General features: G+C 50.4%; 18 protein-coding genes and 1 riboswitch. Of the genes, 7 read left to right on the top strand and 11 right to left on the bottom strand.

Annotation, left to right across the window (positions count from 1 at the left end):
• Positions 1-231 precede the first annotated feature (231 nt).
• From hemG to BIT28_RS02405, 3 genes are read right to left on the bottom strand one after another with little or no spacing between them, the layout of a single operon-like run.
• The gene (gene hemG / locus BIT28_RS02415; protein ID WP_075762048.1) at positions 232-756 is read right to left on the bottom strand and encodes a menaquinone-dependent protoporphyrinogen IX dehydrogenase; all 525 of its coding nucleotides are present in this window, start codon (positions 754-756) and stop codon (positions 232-234) included.
• Between the two features lie 22 nt (positions 757-778).
• Positions 779-2,236, bottom strand: a complete 1,458-nt coding sequence (locus BIT28_RS02410; RefSeq protein WP_075762047.1) for a TrkH family potassium uptake protein — start codon at positions 2,234-2,236, stop codon at positions 779-781.
• Positions 2,237-2,279: 43 nt separating this feature from the next.
• Complete coding sequence (locus BIT28_RS02405; protein WP_075762046.1) at positions 2,280-2,903, bottom strand: YigZ family protein; 624 nt, start codon at positions 2,901-2,903, stop codon at positions 2,280-2,282.
• 430 nt (positions 2,904-3,333) lie between these two features.
• Between BIT28_RS02405 and fadB the strand changes: the two genes are divergently transcribed.
• From fadB to acuI, 3 genes are all read left to right on the top strand, one after another.
• Positions 3,334-5,496: a fatty acid oxidation complex subunit alpha FadB gene (fadB, locus tag BIT28_RS02400; protein WP_075762045.1), complete on the top strand. Its 2,163-nt coding sequence runs from the start codon at positions 3,334-3,336 to the stop codon at positions 5,494-5,496.
• Between the two features lie 26 nt (positions 5,497-5,522).
• Complete coding sequence (gene fadA / locus BIT28_RS02395; RefSeq protein WP_075762044.1) at positions 5,523-6,689, top strand: acetyl-CoA C-acyltransferase FadA; 1,167 nt, start codon at positions 5,523-5,525, stop codon at positions 6,687-6,689.
• Between the two features lie 184 nt (positions 6,690-6,873).
• Entirely contained in the window at positions 6,874-7,854 is a 981-nt protein-coding gene (gene acuI / locus BIT28_RS02390; RefSeq protein WP_075762043.1) for an acrylyl-CoA reductase (NADPH), read from the top strand.
• Between the two features lie 97 nt (positions 7,855-7,951).
• Here the strand turns inward: acuI and BIT28_RS02385 are convergent, their stop codons facing one another.
• The gene (locus BIT28_RS02385; RefSeq protein ID WP_075762042.1) at positions 7,952-8,893 is read right to left on the bottom strand and encodes a LysR family transcriptional regulator; all 942 of its coding nucleotides are present in this window, start codon (positions 8,891-8,893) and stop codon (positions 7,952-7,954) included.
• Positions 8,894-9,019: 126 nt separating this feature from the next.
• Complete coding sequence (locus BIT28_RS02380; protein WP_075762041.1) at positions 9,020-9,202, bottom strand: hypothetical protein; 183 nt, start codon at positions 9,200-9,202, stop codon at positions 9,020-9,022.
• Positions 9,203-9,341: 139 nt separating this feature from the next.
• On the opposite strand from BIT28_RS02380, the gene tusA reads away from it, so the two are divergent.
• Positions 9,342-9,590, top strand: coding sequence for a sulfurtransferase TusA (gene tusA, locus BIT28_RS02375; protein ID WP_075762040.1), 249 nt, complete (start codon positions 9,342-9,344; stop codon positions 9,588-9,590).
• Positions 9,591-9,655: 65 nt separating this feature from the next.
• Here the strand turns inward: tusA and BIT28_RS02370 are convergent, their stop codons facing one another.
• The 3 genes from BIT28_RS02370 to BIT28_RS02360 form a co-directional block, all read right to left on the bottom strand.
• Complete coding sequence (locus tag BIT28_RS02370) at positions 9,656-9,907, bottom strand: hypothetical protein (RefSeq protein WP_075762039.1); 252 nt, start codon at positions 9,905-9,907, stop codon at positions 9,656-9,658.
• Positions 9,908-10,063: 156 nt separating this feature from the next.
• The gene (locus tag BIT28_RS02365; protein WP_075762038.1) at positions 10,064-10,621 is read right to left on the bottom strand and encodes a TMEM165/GDT1 family protein; all 558 of its coding nucleotides are present in this window, start codon (positions 10,619-10,621) and stop codon (positions 10,064-10,066) included.
• A 93-nt stretch (positions 10,622-10,714) separates the two neighbouring features.
• Positions 10,715-10,816, bottom strand: a riboswitch (yybP-ykoY riboswitch).
• 112 nt (positions 10,817-10,928) lie between these two features.
• Entirely contained in the window at positions 10,929-11,582 is a 654-nt protein-coding gene (locus BIT28_RS02360; protein WP_075762052.1) for a YiaD family glycine zipper/OmpA-like lipoprotein, read from the bottom strand.
• Between the two features lie 336 nt (positions 11,583-11,918).
• Here BIT28_RS02360 and glyQ point away from each other — a divergent pair, with 336 nt between their 5' ends.
• The 3 genes from glyQ to BIT28_RS02345 all read left to right on the top strand — a co-directional run bounded on the left by glyQ (position 11,919) and on the right by BIT28_RS02345 (position 16,451).
• Entirely contained in the window at positions 11,919-12,830 is a 912-nt protein-coding gene (gene glyQ / locus BIT28_RS02355; RefSeq protein ID WP_075762037.1) for a glycine--tRNA ligase subunit alpha, read from the top strand.
• 9 nt (positions 12,831-12,839) lie between these two features.
• Positions 12,840-14,912 carry a glycine--tRNA ligase subunit beta gene (gene glyS, locus BIT28_RS02350; RefSeq protein WP_075762036.1) on the top strand — a complete coding sequence of 691 codons (2,073 nt, stop codon included), beginning with the start codon at positions 12,840-12,842 and terminating at the stop codon, positions 14,910-14,912.
• A gap of 288 nt (positions 14,913-15,200) precedes the next feature.
• Positions 15,201-16,451 carry a valine--pyruvate transaminase gene (locus BIT28_RS02345; RefSeq protein ID WP_075762035.1) on the top strand — a complete coding sequence of 417 codons (1,251 nt, stop codon included), beginning with the start codon at positions 15,201-15,203 and terminating at the stop codon, positions 16,449-16,451.
• A gap of 112 nt (positions 16,452-16,563) precedes the next feature.
• On the opposite strand, the gene BIT28_RS02340 is transcribed toward BIT28_RS02345, so the two are convergent.
• The 3 genes from BIT28_RS02340 to gyrB form a co-directional block, all read right to left on the bottom strand.
• Positions 16,564-16,989, bottom strand: coding sequence for a hypothetical protein (locus BIT28_RS02340; RefSeq protein WP_075762034.1), 426 nt, complete (start codon positions 16,987-16,989; stop codon positions 16,564-16,566).
• Between the two features lie 241 nt (positions 16,990-17,230).
• Entirely contained in the window at positions 17,231-17,668 is a 438-nt protein-coding gene (ibpA, locus tag BIT28_RS02335; protein WP_075762033.1) for a small heat shock chaperone IbpA, read from the bottom strand.
• Between the two features lie 368 nt (positions 17,669-18,036).
• Positions 18,037-20,451, bottom strand: a complete 2,415-nt coding sequence (gene gyrB, locus BIT28_RS02330; RefSeq protein WP_075762032.1) for a DNA topoisomerase (ATP-hydrolyzing) subunit B — start codon at positions 20,449-20,451, stop codon at positions 18,037-18,039.
• Between the last annotated feature and the right edge of the window lie 2 nt (positions 20,452-20,453).

The raw sequence follows: 20,453 nt of genomic DNA, 5'->3' as shown, positions 1-20,453 counted from the left end.
TTAAAAAGTGAAGACAAAAGGTTTGACTAATCATTTCACGAGTGCCCACACAGATTGCATGGTCAAATTGTTAAAGAACAAACTGACTGGTTACCGGCTAAGTTGCCGTGTTCCGTGTCAGTGGGGTCGCATTATAGAGACTTCGATCACATTGGCAAGGGGCTTTTTGAAAAAAAACAGCACTAATTGACAGTTCGAACAAAAAACACCCGAAAGCATCAAAAAAGCCACTTAAAACTGGCTAAAACGGCCTGCAAACTCTTCCACTTTATGCCAATCCGTGTATTCAACCTCTTTTGAGGTATCCGTTTCACCCCCGGTGATACGCATAATGAACTGGATCATAACGCGGTCAAACCAGCCGTAACGGGGATAACGCAATGCGCCAGCAAATACGGCCTGTAATTTCGGCTCCCATGGGGACTTTTTCAGGAATGTCTTCATATAGGCACTGGTCTCTGGTGTGTTCTTACCTTCCTTCCTCGCGGTCAGGTTTACACAGAAAAAACCAACCTTATACTTATCCAGTGCAGCCTGATTGGCTGCAATAAAGCGATAGAGCTGCTTATTTAAATGGCCATAACGAATAGATGCACCGATCAACACCCTATTATAAGAAGAGAAATCAACCGTTGGCAGTCCATTCAAGTCCATTAGCTCACACTGGTACCCTTCGCCTAAAGCAGATTCAATATGACGAAGGATCTTAATCGTCTGTCCATCACTGCTCGAGTGAAGCAATAATACCTTTTCCACGTTTTCTCCTTTTATATAGAGATTAATTCCGCCAGAACGTCGGGGTGAACAGTACTAACAAAGTGAACACTTCCAGACGACCAAATAACATAGAGATCACCAGTACCCATTTTGCCGGGTCGTTGATTTCACCGAAGTGTACAGCCACCTCACCCAGCCCCGGGCCAAGGTTGTTCAACGTCGCCGCTACCGCAGAAAAAGCCGTTAATTCATCAAGCCCAGTTGCAATTAGCCCCAACATACAAATTACAAAAACAAGCGCATAGGCCGAGAAAAAGCCCCATACCGCATCAACAACCCGCTGCGGCAGTGCCTTATTGCCCACTTTGATGGTGTAAACCGCTCTCGGGTGGACTAGACGTTTGAGTTCACGCACACCTTGTAACAATAGAAGCAGCATCCGGATCACTTTTATCCCACCGCCTGTCGAACCTGCACAGCCACCGACAAAGGAAGAGAAAAGTAATAATACCGGCAGAAATAACGGCCATTCCGAGAAGCTGGTAGTCGTAAAACCCGCTGTCGTTGAGATAGAGACGGTCTGGAACAACGCCTGATCAAAAGCATCATATAGTGAGTCATACGAATGATGCTTAAGCAGCAGACCAAAACAGATAAGTAGCAGGATAAACTGTGTCGCCAGAAACGCTCTAAATTCAGGATCTCGCCAATAGGTACGCAGGTGAATGCCGCCATTGGCAAAAGCTGCAAAGTGAAGCGAAAAGTTACAAGCTGAAATCAACAGGAAAACAACCGTGATCATATTGATTGTCGGGCTCTCAAAATATCCCATGCTGGCATCATGGGTAGAGAAACCACCAATCGCAACCGTAGAGAAGCTATGAGAAATGGCATCAAATACACTCATTCCTGCCATCCAGAACGCAACTGCACAGCTAATCGTCAGAGCCAGATAGATATACCATAACGTTTTCGCAGTCTCGGCTATCCGAGGAGTCATCTTGCTATCTTTCACCGGGCCGGGAATTTCTGCCCGGTATAGCTGCATACCCCCGATCCCCAGAACAGGAAGAATCGCGACGGCCAAGACAATGATCCCCATACCACCAAACCATTGCAGTAGCTGGCGATAAAAAAGAATCGCCTTCGGTAGCTCATCCAAGCCGACAATGACTGTCGCGCCGGTTGTTGTGAGCGCCGAGAAAGCCTCAAAAAAGGAATCGGTTACGGATAAGTCAGGGGTTTCGGCCAATATAAAAGGCACCGCACCGGCACTGCCGATAACGGTCCAGAACAATACCACAATCAAGAAACCATCTCTGGCTTTGAGTTCACGGCGATAATGGCGGTTCGGCAGCCACAGCATGGCACCGCCCGCAAAAAGAAGAAAGAAGGTGACCACAAAGGGAAGCCCTGCACCGTCACGGTAAATAAACGCAACCAGTGCGGGTGCCAGCATCGTGACACTAAATAGCGCGAGCAAAAGCCCGACAATTCTGATGATGGAACGAAATTGCATGCCTTAGCCGGCTCTCATCTTGTAGTTATGATTATTCGTGCGATTAATTGGAATCAGATAGCGGGACAATACGACCACCACTGCGGTTGGTGAGCTTGGCCACAAACTCATCCACCACTCGGCTGTCAATCTCCACGGTCATTTGAACCTGGTTTCCATAATCAGCATGAAGCTGAATCCCTGCATATTCGGCAAGCAACGACTCGACTAGTGACACCTGATTATACTCACAGCGCAGTCTAAGTTCCGAAGTTATTACTTTTTCTTTGGTTTGCAACACAGTTAATGCCTGCTGAACCCCTCCTCCGTAGGCTTTCACCAGCCCACCGGTACCTAGCTTGATACCGCCAGAGTAGCGAGTGACCACTGCTGTGATCTCACCTATTCCCGATCCCGTCAACTGCGCCAAGATTGGTTTACCGGCAGTACCGGATGGTTCACCGTCATCACTAAAGCCCCACTTCATCGAATCTGAAGGGCGACCGGCAACAAAAGCCCAGCAGTTATGGCGAGCATCACTGTGCTTGCTCTTTATATGCTGAACAAATGCTTTCGCCGCCTCGACATTCGGCGTATGGGCAAGGTATGTAATGAAGCGACTCTTTTTTATCTCTTCTTCAAAGCAGGCTTCATTTGCTGGCACAAAATAGGGTTCTGTTGCTGTCATCAAAAAGCCACAAACAAAATCAGGAAAATAAGAGCGAAGGATACCACAACAGGCGCGATAACGAGTTGTTATCTATAACCTGTTACGATTTCGGTGCTATCTGCCATCTACGATGTGCTCACAAGCAAACTAACCGGCAAATGCCACACTTTCCCTTCGGCTAAGTTTAAGCCTCGGCAAAAGACAACAAAACTGCAACAAAAACCTTTTCTACCCCACCATCCCCCCAAAACCACAAACAATTGTTTGATATAGGAAAACATCACATAACTGGTAAAAACATCAATCAACACGCAGCAAAAAGTTAAACATTTGTTTAAAATAGGTGTTGTAATCGTTGCATAACAGGTTCAGACTAGATTTAACCTGGCAACAGGTCAAACCAGTTAAATCAAATTCGGCAAAGAACCGGAATTCACGGAGATAGAACATGATTTACCAAGGTGAAACCCTATCCGTCAGCTATCTGGATGATGGCATTGCGGAGCTCAACCTCAACGCCCCAGGCCCAATCAACAAATTTGATTTGAAAACCCTGGAAAGCTTCAATGAAGCCCTGAATGCCCTTTATCAGCAAAGCGACCTCAAAGGCCTGGTGCTGACATCAGATAAAGATGCATTTGTTGTCGGTGCTGATATTAAAGAGTTTCTTGGCCTATTCGCCAAACCTGCCGAAGAGCTGTCACAATGGCTTGCCCATGCCAACGACATCTTCAATAAATTAGAAGATCTACCCGTACCTACGCTTTCCGCCATTAACGGCCACGCCCTGGGCGGTGGCTGTGAATGTGTTCTCGCCACCGATTTCCGTCTCGCAGACAACACTGCCCGCATCGGTTTGCCTGAAACCAAGCTGGGTATTATGCCCGGCTTTGGCGGCACGGTTCGCCTTCCCCGCCTTATCGGTGCCGACTCGGCGATGGAAATCATCACCGCAGGCAAAGACAAAAAAGCCCAGGACGCACTAAAACTGGGCCTGGTTGATGCCGTTGTTGCCCCGGAAGAATTAAAAAATGCAGCGGTTGCCATGATGAAGGATGCCATTGCCGGCAAGCTTGACTGGCAACAGCGTCGAGCCCAGAAGAAGGCCCCTCTGCCGCTCAATAAAATTGAAGCGACCATGAGCTTTACCATGGCCAAAGGGATGGTTAGCCAGATTGCCGGCCCGCACTACCCAGCGCCGATTACCTCGGTTATTACTATTGAAGAAGCAGCCCGGTTATCGAGAGACGAAGCACTTGCTATCGAGAACAAACACTTTATCAAACTGGCCAAAACAGATGTTGCCCAGGCACTAGTCGGTATCTTCCTCAATGATCAGCTGATCAAAGGAAAAGCCAAGCAAGCGGCCAAGGAAGGAAAAGCCACCAGCAAAGGTGCCGTCCTGGGTGCCGGAATCATGGGTGGTGGGATCGCCTACCAGTCAGCCCTGAAAGGGGTGCCTGTTATGATGAAAGATATTGCCGAGCCGTCATTAGAGCTCGGTATGTCAGAAGCCGCCAAACTGCTTAACAAGCAACTGGAGCGCGGCCGCATCGACGGCCTGAAAATGGCCAAGGTGCTATCGGCTATTCAGCCAAGCCTGCACTATACCGGTATCGAAGACAGCGACGTTATCGTCGAAGCGGTCGTTGAAAACCCGAAAGTCAAAGCAGCCGTGCTGGCTGAGGTCGAAGACAAAGTAAGTGACGAAACAGTCATCACGTCAAATACCTCCACCATCCCAATCAACCAGCTGGCCAAGTCACTCAAGCGCCCTGAAAAATTCTGCGGTATGCACTTCTTTAACCCTGTGCACCGTATGCCGCTGGTCGAAATCATCCGAGGCGAAAAGACATCGGAAGAAACCATCTCCCGCGTGGTTGCCTATGCTGCCAAAATGGGCAAATCCCCTATCGTCGTCAATGACTGCCCGGGCTTTTTCGTCAACCGTGTTCTTTTCCCATACTTTGCCGGCTTTAGCATGTTGCTGCGCGACGGTGCCGATTTCACCAAGGTCGACAAGATCATGGAGAAACAGTTCGGCTGGCCAATGGGGCCTGCCTACCTGCTGGATGTTGTCGGTATTGATACTGCCCACCATGCCCAGGCAGTCATGGCAGAAGGCTTCCCTGAGCGCATGGGCAAAGACTACAAAGATGCCGTCGATGTCATGTTCGAGGCCAAGCGCTTCGGCCAGAAAAACGGCAAGGGTTTCTTTGCCTACTCGATTGACCGCAAGGGCAAGCCGAAGAAAACCCTGGATCCGGAGGTTGCCGAACTACTGGCACCTGTCGCCGGTAAAGCCACCGAGTACAGCAGCGAAGAAGTCATCGCCCGCATCATGATTCCGATGATTAACGAAGTCGTCCGCTGTCTGGAAGAAGACATCATAGCCAGCCCGGCAGAAGCCGATATGGCATTGGTATATGGCCTGGGCTTCCCACCATTCCGCGGCGGTGTTTTCCGCTACCTTGATACGCTTGGTCTGGCTGAATATGTGGCAATGGCAGATCAATATGCCCACCTCGGTGCGGTTTATCAGGTTCCGGAAGGTCTCCGCCAGAAAGCCAGCCAAGGCGAAACCTACTACAACGCACAGCACGATGCTTAAGACGGCTTAAGGATGAGGAACAGAAAATGAATAATGTCGTAATTGTTGATTGTATCCGTACCCCGATGGGGCGATCTAAAGGCGGTGCGTTCAGAAATGTCAGGGCGGAAGATCTCTCCGCCCATCTGATGCAAGGCCTGCTGGCCCGTAACCCGCAGGTCGATCCGTCATCAATTGAGGATATCTACTGGGGCTGTGTTCAGCAAACCCTTGAGCAGGGTTTTAACGTCGCCCGCAATGCGGCTCTGCTGGCTGGTATCCCGCACACTGTGGGGGCAACCACGGTCAACCGCCTATGCGGTTCATCAATGCAGGCCTTGCACGATGCCACACGCACTATCATGGTAGGTGATGCCGATACCTGTCTGATTGGCGGCGTCGAACATATGGGTCATGTGCCGATGAACCACGGCGTTGATTTCCACCCAGGGCTATCAAAATCAGTCGCCAAGGCAGCGGGAATGATGGGACTGACCGCTGAAATGCTGGGCCGGATGCATGGTATCAGCCGGGAGATGCAAGATGAGTTTGCCGCCCGATCCCACCAACGCGCCCAGGCTGCAACCGTGGAAGGTCGCTTCAACAATGAAATTCTGGCTACCGAGGGCCATGACGAAACAGGCGCATTGAAGCTGTTTGACTACGATGAGGTAATCCGCCCGGAAACAACCGTCGAGACTCTGGCTGGCCTGCGCCCGGTCTTTGACCCAGCCAACGGTACGGTCACTGCCGGTACCTCGTCTGCCCTGTCTGACGGTGCCTCTGCCATGCTGGTAATGAGCGAGGAAAAAGCCAAGGCACTCGGCCTGACGATCCGTGCCCGGGTAAAATCCATGGCCATCGCCGGTTGCGATCCGTCAATCATGGGTTATGGCCCGGTACCGGCGACCCAGAAGGCGCTCAAGCGTGCCGGGTTGACCATGGACGATATCGGGATGGTTGAACTTAACGAAGCCTTTGCCGCCCAGTCACTGCCATGTGCCAAAGACCTCGGTCTTCTGGACAAAGTCGACGAAAAGGTCAACCTTAACGGCGGGGCTATCGCGCTCGGGCACCCGTTAGGCTGCTCGGGTTCTCGTATTTCCACCACGTTAATTAACCTGATGGAGCATCAGGATGTGCAGTTTGGCCTTGCGACCATGTGTATCGGCCTCGGTCAGGGTATTGCGACTGTCTTTGAGCGTGTCGAGTAACCACCACTCAACCAGAGCCAGCTCCTGCTGGCTCTTCATTCTTTCAGCCCCACCTCTGAATTACCCTCATAAATGAATGCACAACAAGCATAGATAAAATGACAAAGTTTCATTTTATTCATAACAACAACCGGACTACACTCGTAATCCAGCAACGCCCCTTTTATAAACTCGGAGCATACCTATGTTTAAGGCACTGGTTCTAAACCAAGAAGAGAAAAAAACTATCGCTGGCATCCAGCAAGTCGACGAATCACAACTCCCGGAAGGTGATGTGCTCATTGATGTCGATTACTCTTCCCTGAACTACAAAGATGGCCTGGCCATCACAGGTAAAGGCAAAATTGTCCGCCAGTTTCCAATGGTTCCAGGTATTGATCTGACCGGTACCGTGTCTGAATCAAGCGACAGCCGCTATCAGGCAGGCGATAAAGTGGTTTTGACTGGCTGGGGCGTTGGCGAAGGCCACTGGGGCGGCATGGCAGAAAAAGCGCGCCTGAAAGCCGACTGGCTGGTTCCACTACCATCCGGCCTCAATGGCAAGCAGGCCATGATGGTCGGTACCGCCGGCCTGACTGCCATGCTTTGTGTCCAGGCTCTGGTTGATGCCGGTGTGAAACCAGAAGCGGGAGAAATTCTGGTAACCGGCGCGAGCGGTGGTGTTGGCTCTGTTGCCGTCACGCTTCTGGCACAAATGGGTTACCAAGTCGCGGCAGTCACAGGTCGCATTGAAGAAAATGGCGAGCTGCTAAAACAGCTTGGCGCAGCACGCGTTATTGAGCGCAGTGTATTTGAAGAGCCGGCTCGTCCTTTGGAAAAACAGGTATGGGCAGGTGCCGTAGATACCGTCGGTAGCAAAGTACTGGCAAAAGTATTGGCACAAATGGATTACAACAGCGCCGTTGCTGCTTGCGGCCTGGCCGGTGGCTTTGACCTGCCGACCACCGTCATGCCTTTCATCCTGCGTAATGTAAGGCTTCAAGGCGTGGACTCTGTTGCCTGTCCGTTTGAAAAGCGCCAGCAAGCATGGCAGCGCCTGACAGAACTGCTCCCAACAAGCTACTACGAGCAGGCATGTCGTGAAGTAAACCTGGAAGGCGTCGCTGAATGTGCAGAAGCGATTACCAACGGCCAGATCACCGGTCGTGTCGTGATTAAGCTATAAGCTCAAAAACATTATAAAAGAAACAGATGACTACCTTGGCCAGCATCATGCTGGCCTTTTTTATTTCACTTTCATTCCATCCGGCAAGCAACTCGAACTACAGCAATCCCATATCGTAGATCCGTTTGTCGATAAGTTTGCCGCACTCTTCCTTAAGCAGGTTACGCAACCAAATCTGTGACGCCGAGTGCTCACAGCGGGGGTGCCAGATCAGTGAGTAGTCAAACGGTTTAAACTCAAACGGCAACGACTTAATCACCAGGTTGTGCTTTTCTGCTACCAGATAGGCCAAGTCTGCCGGTACGGTTATGAGCAATGGCATCTTGTCGACTATGGCAAGGGCAGCTTCGAGGTGATAGGCCCGCAATACCATCTTCCGCGGACGGTAGCCCCGTAGCGCATCATCAATCAACGACTTCACCCCGTCACTGATTGCAATGATGGCATGGGGGAAAGTCAGGTAATCCTCTAGCGTGAGCTCCTTATCTGCCAAGGGATGGTTCTTTGACAGCATGCAGAACACACTCACCAGCCCCAAGTGGTCGCGGCATAATGGCTCGATAGGACCGATTGGCCGACAGATGGCCATGTCACAACCGTCCGTTGTTAGCTGCTCCAGCAAATGATCATGCTGAAGCGGAGGAAACTCCAATGAAATATTCGGCGCTTCTTCGTAGATACGCGGCAAGGCAAACGGCAAAATCGTCTGCATGGCATAGTCGGTCGTTGCGATAACAAAGTGCTGTTCGCACAGCGCCGGCTTGAAATCACTCGGCGTAAGCAGAATTCGCATTGCCTCCAAGGGCTCGTTAAGTGACTCACTCAGCTCCAGCGCCCTCTGAGTCGGCAGCAGGCGCTGCCCCTGGCGGGTAAAGAGCGGATCGCCCAGCAGTTCCCGCAAACGCCCCAGTACACGACTCATTGCCGACTGGCTCAGGTTCAGCCTTACCGCCGCCCGGCTGACACTGCCTTCTTCAAGCAACACTTTCAGTGCCACCAGTAAATTTAAATCACGACGATAGACTTCTTCCAGCTCCATAGCAGGCCTTACTCTTTTGGTAACCGCAGTACAGGGAGAGATATTATGGAACGCCAGACAAAAAAAATCCCGCTATAAAAGCGGGGAAGCCCAAGAAAACTGGGGGAGTGTAGTAGATGTGCAATGTTAGTGTTCTTCCTCTTCGAGCTCTGGTGAGTTGGTGAGTTCAAACCAGAGGCCGAGCGCGGCGGCAATTAAACCACCAAGCGCGAAAATACTTGTATTGTCAGGGCTGCGCAGAACCAGAGAGCAAAAGGTAATAAAGCACAGCACACAGTAAATGGTTAAGCGATCCATCTGAGTCAACATAGTTCCTCCTAATCCTTCAGAAGATAAACGTTAATGACTTGTTAAATACGTTACACGTTTTATTTTGATTTGCCAAGCCTTATTGATTAATTCTTACCCATAAGTATGATCAGAGTCTTCGAAACTACACGTACATGTTATGACAGCGATTTTTGAAAACCCGACTCACAGCCTGGAAGCCCAGGGACTGCGCTGCCCTGAGCCGGTAATGATGGTACGCAAAACCGTCCGCAAGATGGCCGAGGGAGACACGCTTCTGGTCACGGCCGATGATCCGTCAACCACCCGGGATATTCCCAGCTTTTGCCGCTTTATGGACCATACCCTGCTGGCCGCCGACACCGAGCAGCTTCCCTATCGGTATCTGATCCAAAAAGGCACCAATTAAAAAAGGCAGCTCACCGAGCTGCCTTTTGCTTATTCATTTATCGCTGTCTGCTGTCGAGCAGCAGCCTACTGGTAGTTATCACGCATTGCCTTGTGCGCTTTTTCTAACTCGTGTCGTAACTCCCGGATCTCCTTTTTCATCGGGATCACATAACGCAAACGAACCAAGGCATCGACAGACAAGTAGGTAGTCACAATGGCACCGACCACCATTGGCAGCCACATATCCGTGAGAACCATTCCCAGAATATTGAGAGCCAACGCCACGTTAAACAGCCAAAACTGGCTTTGCGGAGAAATAGCAACAAAACGGTTCATACTCCCTCCTACTTACAGCTTATCGTCACTGGTTTCACCTTAGCATGGCATCCAGTTGCACACTGTAAACAAAGTCACAGTTCATCAAGCTGTCATCGCTTTGTCATCTAGATGATGTGGCTAAATGTTCCATGTGAAACATGGCAGTCATCATTCTTACAGTCCAAATACTGCAGCAACCGCCAGACCGGCGAACATCGCAGCGGTCACCTTCCGGATGATCCCCAGCGGCATACGCTCCGCCGAAAGCTTGCCAATCAATACCACAGGCACATTGGCCAGTAGCATCCCGATAGTCGTGCCCAGCACCACCAAAATTAGCGCATCGTGATACTTTGCCCCAAGCATGGTTGTCGCGACCTGCGTTTTGTCGCCAATCTCCGCCACAAAGAAAGCAATAAAGCTTGCCACGAACGGGCCACGGTTAGAGATCTCTTCGTCATCTTCAAGCTTGTCGGGGATCAGGATCCACCCTGCCATCAGCACAAAACTGACAACCAGTACCCACTTCAACACATCCGGCGTCAGATAATCAGCGACAACGACACCGAGCCAGGCTGCCAGGGCATGATTGGCAATAGTTGCTAGAAAGATAGCCAAGATGATAGGCACAGGTTTGCGATATCGGCTCGCCAGCAACAGCGATAGTAATTGGGTCTTATCACCAATTTCGGCCAAGGCAACAGTAGTAATTGAAACAGCTAAAACACTCACGGCATGCTCATTGGGGCGAGGATTATAGTTAGCAACCACGGACAAACACACATGCCCCACCCCGGTTCATGCTGGTTTGCCAATGGTCTCGCCAAACTCACTAGTAGGATTAATGTGAGTCATAACCGCCATGAAGATTTTGCTTCAATTATGTTGACGATTATCTCGATAGATCGAGAGGCTACTCCCCAAAGGAGCAGGAATAATAACCACTAAAATAGGTCGGATCAAGTGTTGTCGGCAGAAGTGCGGGAAGAACAAGAATGCTGCCGGCGAGTATACGCCAGCAACATAGAGGTAGGCAAAATTACGATGCCGGTGTCAGCACAATTTCAACACGGCGGTTTTCTGCACGGCCTTGCTTGGTGCTGTTAGACGCAATCGGGTGGGACTCACCCATCCCCTTGGTCACCACTCGGTTAGCCACAACACCCTCGCGGATCAGGTAATTGCTCACTTCACTGGCGCGTACCTGCGACAGGCGCAAGTTATACGACTCTTTACCGCTGCTGTCGGTGAACCCGTATACGTTAAGGATGGTCTTGTCGTATTCCTTGGCAACCAGCGCTACATTATATAAGGCTTTCTTGGCCCGTGAACTGAGATCAGTCTGATCGACACCGAACGTAATCTCGTTCGGCATATTCAGAACAATATTGTCACCGTCACGCGTCACGCTGATACCGGTAGATTGCAGCTGCTGGCGAAGCTCAGCTTCCTGAACATCCATATAGTAACCAATACCACCACCCAGTGCGGCACCGGACGCAGCACCAATCAGTGCACCTTTACCACGGTCACTCTTACCGGAAGAAGCCACACCAATTGCCGCACCGGCAACGGCACCGATCAGTGCACCACTCGTCGCCTTGGCTGTCTGCTCTTCCCCTGTGTAAGGGTTCACTGTCGAACAACCGGAAGCAACCATAGCTGTCGCAGTGGCAAAAATTACATGTCGCATCCATTTACCGGATGCTAGCGAAAAATTGAAGTCCATTGTTTTGTCCATTTAGTCTCGATTTCGTATCGATGTGATTGTTTCGGCCATAAACTGTAACTGTATAGCATACGGCACAGACAGGAGCCTGAATATTGTATAGAGAGAAAAAACCAGTACATCAGGACAATGTCAAATTCATCATCCCGCAACGACCTTACCGGATTTCCCAACTATTTTAAGCAAATTAATCAAAGATGAGCAAAAAGCATGCAATGGCCCTACTCGACAAATGCCATGCGAGGTATACTGGATTGTTACTCAAATGACTTTTAATCCACTAATCTCGCGAAGCTGACAATGCAGAAATACGATATTAAAACCTTTCAGGGCATGATCCTCGCGCTGCAGGATTACTGGGGCCAGCAAGGTTGTACCATTGTGCAACCTTTAGACATGGAAGTTGGTGCAGGTACCTCTCACCCGATGACATGTCTACGAGCTCTGGGTCCAGAACCTATTGCAGCAGCGTATGTACAACCATCTCGCCGCCCGACAGACGGCCGTTATGGTGAAAACCCGAACCGCCTACAGCACTACTATCAGTTCCAGGTGATCATCAAGCCATCACCAGACAATATCCAGGAACTGTACCTAGGCTCACTAGAAGTACTCGGTATCGACACCACAGTTCACGACATCCGTTTTGTCGAGGATAACTGGGAGAACCCGACCCTGGGTGCCTGGGGACTTGGTTGGGAAGTCTGGCTAAATGGTATGGAAGTGACGCAGTTCACTTACTTCCAGCAGGTTGGTGGCCTTGAATGTAAGCCGGTTACCGGTGAAATCACTTACGGTATCGAGCGTCTGGCAATGTATATCCAGGGCGTCGATTCTGTTTACGATCTTGTATGGACCGACGGTCCACTGGGTAAAGTCACTTACGGTGACATTTTCCACCAGAACGAAGTCGAACAGTCAACCTACAACTTTGAACACGCAGACGTAGATTTCCTGTTCACCTTCTTCGACCAGTGCGAGAAAGAGTGTCAGGATCTTCTGGCACTGGAGCAGCCGCTGCCATTGCCTGCCTACGAGCGAATTCTAAAAGCAGGTCATGCCTTTAACCTACTCGATGCACGCAAAGCTATCTCGGTGACCGAGCGTCAGCGCTATATCCTGCGTATCCGTAACCTGACCAAACAGGTTGCCGAAGCTTACTACGCATCTCGCGAAGCCCTTGGCTTCCCTATGTGCAAAAAAGACAAATAAGGGTATCGCATGACCGACAAGAATTTCCTTATTGAGCTAGGTACCGAAGAGCTACCACCAAAAGCACTGCGTACCCTTGCCGAAGCATTTGCGGCAAACTTTGAAGCCGAACTAAAAGGCGCTGATCTGGCGCATCAAGGCGTTGAGTGGTTTGCCGCCCCTCGTCGTCTGGCATTGAAAGTGACTGCACTGGCTGCAGGTCAGGCCGATAAAATCGTTGAGAAGCGCGGCCCGGCTATTAGCTCGGCGTTTGATGCCGAAGGCAACCCGACCAAAGCCGCACAAGGCTGGGCACGTGGTAATGGCATCAGCGTCGATCAGGCAGAGCGCCTGAAAACAGACAAAGGCGAATGGCTGCTGTACAAACAGGAAGTCAAAGGCCAACCCGCTCAGGCATTACTATGTGACCTTGCGGCTGCGGCACTTGCCAAACTACCTATCCCTAAGCCAATGCGCTGGGGGGACAGCGATACCCAGTTCATCCGTCCGGTTAAAACCCTGACAATGCTACTGGGCGAAGAGCTGATTGAAGGTACGATCCTGGGTGCACAGTCAGGCCGTATTATCCGCGGTCACCGCTTTATGGGCGAAGCTGAGTTTACCATCGACAACGCAGATCAGTACCCTGCGATTCTCGAAGAACGCGGAAAGGTCATGGCAGATTACGAAGCGCGTAAAGCCATTATCCTCGCCGATGCCAAGAAAGCAGCAGAGGAAGTTGGCGGAATTGCCGACCTTGAAGACGAGCTGGTTGAAGAAGTGACTTCATTGGTCGAGTGGCCGGTTGTACTGACAGCCTCTTTCGAGGAAGACTTCCTTAACGTTCCTTCTGAAGCCCTGGTTTACACCATGAAAGGCGATCAGAAGTACTTCCCTGTCTATGATGCCGAAGGCAACCTGGTTCCTAAGTTTATCTTTGTTTCTAACATTGAGTCGAAAGACCCACGTCAGATCATCGAAGGTAACGAGAAGGTTGTACGCCCTCGCCTGGCAGATGCCGAGTTCTTCTTCAACACTGACCGCAAGCGTCCGCTGATTGAACGCCTGCCAGAATTAGAAACCGTACTGTTCCAGAAACAGCTGGGTACCCTGCGCGACAAGACTGACCGCATCACGGCCATGGCCGGCTTCATCGCCAACCTGATTGGTGCAGATGTCGAGCACGCAGAGCGCGCTGGCCTGCTGTCCAAGTGCGATCTGATGACCTCTATGGTATTCGAGTTTACCGATACGCAGGGTGTGATGGGCATGCACTATGCGCGCCTTGACGGTGAGCATGAAGATGTTGCTGTGGCACTGAACGAGCAGTACATGCCTCGTTTCGCCGGTGACGAACTTCCGCAGTCTGCTGTTGCTGCTGCAGTAGCCCTGGCAGACAAGATGGATACTCTGGTTGGTATCTTCGGTATCGGTCAGCACCCGAAAGGTGCCAACGACCCGTTCGCACTTCGCCGTGCTGCGCTTGGTGCACTACGCATCATGGTAGAGAAAGGCTACAACCTTGATCTGGTAGCGCTGATCACCAAGGCCAAAGAGCTGTTCGGTGCCAAGATCACCAACCACAACGTTGAAGCTGATGTTATCGACTTCATGCTAGGTCGTTTCCGTACATGGTACCAAGATGAAGGCCATAGCGTGGATGCGATTCAGGCCGTTCTGGCTCGTCGCCCTACCCAACCAGCTGACTTCGACAAGCGTGTCAAAGCCGTTACCCACTTCCGTTCACTGGAAGCTGCCGAATCACTGGCTGCAGCTAACAAACGTGTAGGTAATATCCTGGCAAAATTCGATGGTGAACTACCAGCCGCGATTGATAGCAGCCTGTTGGTTGAAGACGCCGAAAAAGCTTTGGCGGAAAAAGTCGAGGCCAAGCTAACAGCGCTAGCGCCGGTCTTTGCCGAAGGCAACTACCAGCAAGCTCTGTCTGAGCTGGCAACGCTGCGTGAAGCCGTCGATGCCTTCTTCGATAACGTAATGGTAATGGCTGATGACGAGAAACTGAAAGTGAACCGTCTGACTATGCTTAGCCTGCTACGTAACGAATTCCTGAAGGTTGCGGATATTTCTCTTCTGCAGAAATAACCTGATTCGAAATACGCAAACCCCATGCACATGCGTGGGGTTTTTTTATACCTGTTATTCGCCCCGGCTTTGTCATCCCAGCCCATTTCGTTTCATGTGAAACACCGTCCGAACAGCACATGCCCTCACCTATTCGTTCTACAACACTAAAGATAGCCCACAAGACATAAAGCAATTGGCTTAGTCTTTCCCTTATCAGCACAATGAGGTATGTTGAAATCTGTACATAAGCTATACAGTAGCAATATCACCAAAGATAAGAACAATAGACTGAGGTCGGAAGTAAACATGGAGTTTTCTACATTCGGAGACAAGTTTGCCCGTTATTCTGGGATCACCCAGCTAATGGATGATTTAAACGACGGCTTGCGTAACCCTGACGCCATCATGCTCGGTGGCGGTAACCCAGCTCAAATCCCAGAAATGGTCGAGTACTTTAACCAGCTGAGCGGAGAGATGGTCACAACCGGCGAGCTGGCAGCGGCACTGACCAACTATGATGGTCCGCAAGGCAAGAATACCTTTATCAGTGCTCTCGCCGACCTGCTGCGTGACACCTATGGCTGGGATATCAGTGCCAAAAACATCTCGCTGACCAATGGCAGCCAAAGTGCTTTCTTTAACTTATTCAATTTACTCGCCGGTGAATTTGGTGACGGTAGCCGGAAGAAAATACTGCTTCCTTTAGCCCCGGAATATATTGGCTATGGTGACTCAGGACTCAGTGAAGACATGTTCGTCTCCTATCACCCGGAAATCACCCTGCTAGAGAACGGTTTGTTCAAATACCACATCGACTTCAAAGAGCTGAAAGTCGACAGCAGCATCGGTGCTATTTGCGCCTCTCGTCCAACTAATCCAACCGGGAATGTACTGACGGATGAAGAGATCAAGCACCTTGATGAGTTAGCACGCGAACATAACATTCCGTTGATCATTGATAACGCCTACGGCATGCCGTTCCCCGACATCATTTTCGAGGACGTCACACCATTTTGGAATGACAACACCATCCTCTGTATGAGCCTGTCCAAGCTTGGCCTGCCCGGGGTACGTTGTGGCATCGTAGTAGCTAGCGAGGAAATCACCACGGCCATCACCAATATGAATGGTGTACTCAGCCTGGCACCCGGCAGCGTCGGCCCGGCCATTGTCAATAAGATGATCGAAAAGCAGGATCTGCTTCGTCTCAGTGAGCAGGTTATCAAGCCGTTCTACCTGCGTAAGTCACAACATGCCGTTGAGCTATTGCAGTCAGCCATTACTGACGAGCGCTTCAGGATCCACAAGCCCGAAGGAGCAATGTTCCTGTGGTTATGGTTTAAAGATCTACCTATCACCACGATGGAACTTTACCGCCGACTGAAAGCCCGCGGCGTACTCATTGTGCCGGGAGAGTATTTCTTTATCGGGCTTGATGATGACTGGAGCCATGGTCATGAATGCCTGAGAATGAACTATGTCCAGAACGACGAGGACATGGAGAGAGGTATTGCAGTCATCGCAGAGGAAGTGACCAAAGCCTACCAAGGTCAATAAGCCAGCTAAGGCTTACTTTGCACCTAGCGTCAGACCTACTCTAGCCGGCAAGAAAACAAAACCTCGTTAGGAAATTTAGCGCTGCCACCTGGCAGCGCTTATCATTTCATGCTCACTCCGCCGGATAGGTCGTTATACTCAAGGTGCCGTTCAGTCTGGCAATACGCTCAAGGTGCTTAGCGGAGACTTTCATGTTGTGGCCGTGACAGTCCCCTGTTTCGACGCCAATATTGAAATCGACTTCGCTTGCCGATCGCCACAGAGTGCTTAGTTCACCGGGCAACTGCTCAACAGCCGATAACAGGTTTTCCAAATCTTCCCCGAGTTTGTTCTCGCTATCAGAATTAGGTTCAAGGCATAAATGAAAGACATCATCACTACGCCATCCGCAATGAAGGATGCAGGTTACGTCTTGAAAGAATGCCGCTAGCTCAGACAAGTCCCGATTCGAAAAAATATCCAGATCCGTGGTGATGTAACGTGTTTTTCCGGCCATAGCGATCTCGACTGAACAAATAGGAATATGAAAGCGTTTCACGTGAAACAACTCTTGTAATCATAGCGCGTAAAGCCTGCAAACAGGATCCCCTCGACAAGCCAGCACTACGAACTCCTATCCTCACAACCACCAGAACCAAAGGAAGAAATAACCGTTGAGTACAGCGCGAAAACAATAATGGTGTAAAGCTGAGAGGCAAACATCAAAAAGGCCAGCACTTGGCTGACCTTCACTCCTGTTGCACCACGATGTCCGTTACCAGATGGACATAGGAACGATATTACTCGTTTTCAAGCAAACGATGACCGTTGATCGCAATCTTGCGCGGCTTCTGCTCTTCCGGGATCTCGCGCTCGAGATCAATGTGCAGTAAACCGTTTTCCATTCCGGCACCAATGACTTTGACGTAGTCAGCCAGCTGGAATTTACGCTCGAAATCGCGTTCGGCAATGCCCTGATACAGGTATTGACGCTCATCCTTTTCGGCTTCTCGGGTACCACGAACAATCAGCTTGTTCTGTTGCTGGGTGATATCCAACTGCTCTTCGGCAAAGCCAGCGACAGCCATGGTGATACGGTAGTGATTCTCATCCTGCTGCTCAATGTTATACGGAGGATAACCCGTATTGGCATTACTGACATTCTTTTCCATCTGGTTAAACAGACGATCGAAACCAATAGCAGAACGGTATAGAGGAGTGAAATCTAGATTACGCATATTAACTATCCTTCTTTAGAAGCAATAAAATAACGATATGTTGTCGTTGAAGTGGTTTTCCCTCTGAGGGACAAACCGATTGCAGGCCCAATCTTTGGCACCATGCGCTTCATTATTAGATATAGGGATAACTAATTTAATTTCCAAGTGTTCGCCCTCTTTTTTTTGAAATATTTTTCAGTGCTCTTAACCACGGAAGATGACTGCCCTTTTCAACCCATGGTTGCCGAGAACAAAACAGACCTCACCGTGAACAAGAAAGAAATGGGCGGTATCGCGAAATATTCTCCAGCCTTCTATACAAAACAACAGGTATAAAAAAACGCCGCATTGCGCGGCGTTTTTAACAAAGCTAACAACAACTCAGACTACACATCCAAGTTCGCGTTCAGTGCATTCTCTTCGATGAAGTGGCGACGAGGCTCAACCTGATCACCCATCAACGTCGTGAACAGCTCGTCAGCCGCAACAGCATCGTTAATGGTCACCTGCATCATACGGCGAGATTCAGGATCCATGGTGGTTTCCCATAGCTGCTCAGGGTTCATCTCACCCAGACCTTTGTATCGCTGTAATGACAGACCACGGCGTGACTCTTTAATCAGCCAGTCCAGTGCTTCCTTGAAGCTGCTCACCGGCTGCTTACGCTCACCACGTTGAACATATGCCGTATCGTCCAGCAGATTGTGCAGTGCCTCAGACAAATCAGCCAGCTTGCTATACTCTTTCGAGTTCAGCAAATCAAAGCTCAATACGTATTCATGATCAACACCGTGGGTACGAACAACCACTTTCGGTAACCACACATTGTTCTCTTCGTCGCGGATCACTTCGAAGTTGTACTTGCTTTCACCAGACTGCTTGTCGTTCAGCGCAGCAACTAACGGCTGAGTCCAGGCTTCAACATCAGCTTGCTGGCTCAAGGCATCGACGCTCAAGCGTGGCTGGTAGATAAACTCGTTCAGCAACAACGTCGGGTAGCGGCGGCTCATGCGATCCACCAGCTTGTTGGCACTGTTAAACTGCTTCACTAACTCTTCAAGAGCCAGGCCAGAAACTGCTGGCGCACCTTCGGCGGCAAACAGCGCGGCATTATCCAGCGCCAGGGCAACCTGATACTGGTTCATGTCTTCATCATCTTTGATGTACTGCTCTTGCTTGCCCTTCTTCACTTTATACAGTGGTGGCTGAGCAATGTAGATATGGCCGCGCTCGATCAGCTCCGGCATTTGACGATAGAAGAAGGTCAATAACAGGGTACGGATATGTGAGCCATCGACATCGGCATCGGTCATGATGATGATGTTGTGGTAACGCAGTTTGTCCGGGTTGTACTCATCGCGACCGATACCACAGCCCATGGCAGTGATCAGCGTGGCGACTTCCTGCGAAGACAGCATCTTGTCAAAGCGTGCCTTCTCAACGTTCAGAATTTTACCTTTAAGCGGCAAAATCGCCTGGTTCTTACGGTTGCGGCCCTGCTTGGCGGAACCGCCCGCAGAGTCACCCTCCACTATGTAGAGTTCAGACAGCGCAGGATCTTTCTCCTGGCAATCTGCCAGCTTGCCCGGCAGACCAGCCAGGTCCAACGCACCTTTACGGCGTGTCATCTCGCGTGCTTTACGGGCCGCTTCACGAGCACGGGAGGCATCGATAATTTTGGTACAAACCGTCTTTGCATCGCTTGGGTTTTCCAGCAAGAACTCGCCAAGTTTCTCACCCATCGCTGATTCAACAGCAGGCTTCACTTCACTCGAAACCAGCTTGTCTTTGGTCTGGCTAGAGAATTTTGGATCCGGCACTTTAACCGATACAACAGCCGTCAGACCTTCGCGGGCATCATCGCCAGACGTGGCCGTCTTGGCTTTCTTCGAATACCCTTCCTTGTCCATGAAGTTATTCAACGTACGCGTCAGCGCGCCACGGAAACCGGCAAGGTGGGTACCGCCATCGCGCTGCGGGATATTGTTGGTAAAGCAGTAGATATTTTCCTGGAAACCATCGTTCCACTGCATCGCGACTTCTACCGAAATGCCGTCTTCACGCTCGAAGTCGAAATGGAAAACTTTCGGATGAATTGGCGTCTTGTTACGGTTCAGGTGCTCGACAAACGCCTGGATACCACCTTCATACATAAAGTGGTCTTGTTTGCCTTCCTCGCGCTCGTCATTCAGCTTGATAGATACGCCTGAGTTCAGGAAAGACAGTTCACGAAGTCGCTTGGCCAGAATCTCATATTGAAATTCAATATTGGAGAACGTCTCATCACTTGGCCAGAAACGGATACGGGTACCGGTTTTCTCGGTATCGCCGATCACAGCCAACGGCGCTTCCGGTTCACCATGGCGGTAAACCTGCTGGTGAATAGAGCCCTTGCGGTGGATAGTCAGTTCAACTTTCTCGGACAGCGCATTCACCACCGAGACACCTACCCCGTGCAGACCGCCCGAGACTTTATAAGAGTTATCATCAAACTTACCGCCTGCGTGCAGGACGGTCATGATAACTTCTGCTGCTGAAACCCCTTCCTCGGGGTGCATATCTGTCGGAATACCACGACCATCATCACTCACTGAAACAGAGCCGTCTTCATGGATGGTGACAATGATATCTTCACAGTGGCCAGCAAGAGCTTCATCGATTGAGTTATCGACGACCTCAAACACCATATGGTGCAAGCCAGTACCGTCATCGGTATCGCCAATGTACATCCCTGGGCGCTTACGTACCGCATCAAGGCCTTTTAGTACCTTAATACTTGATGAATCGTAGTTGTTGGACATTG

The sequence above is a fragment of the Photobacterium proteolyticum genome (assembly GCF_001939735.1).
Lineage (GTDB): Bacteria > Pseudomonadota > Gammaproteobacteria > Enterobacterales > Vibrionaceae > Photobacterium > Photobacterium proteolyticum.
The sequence above is the reverse complement of the archived record's forward strand: the minus strand, read 5'-3'. Positions and strand labels throughout refer to the sequence as shown.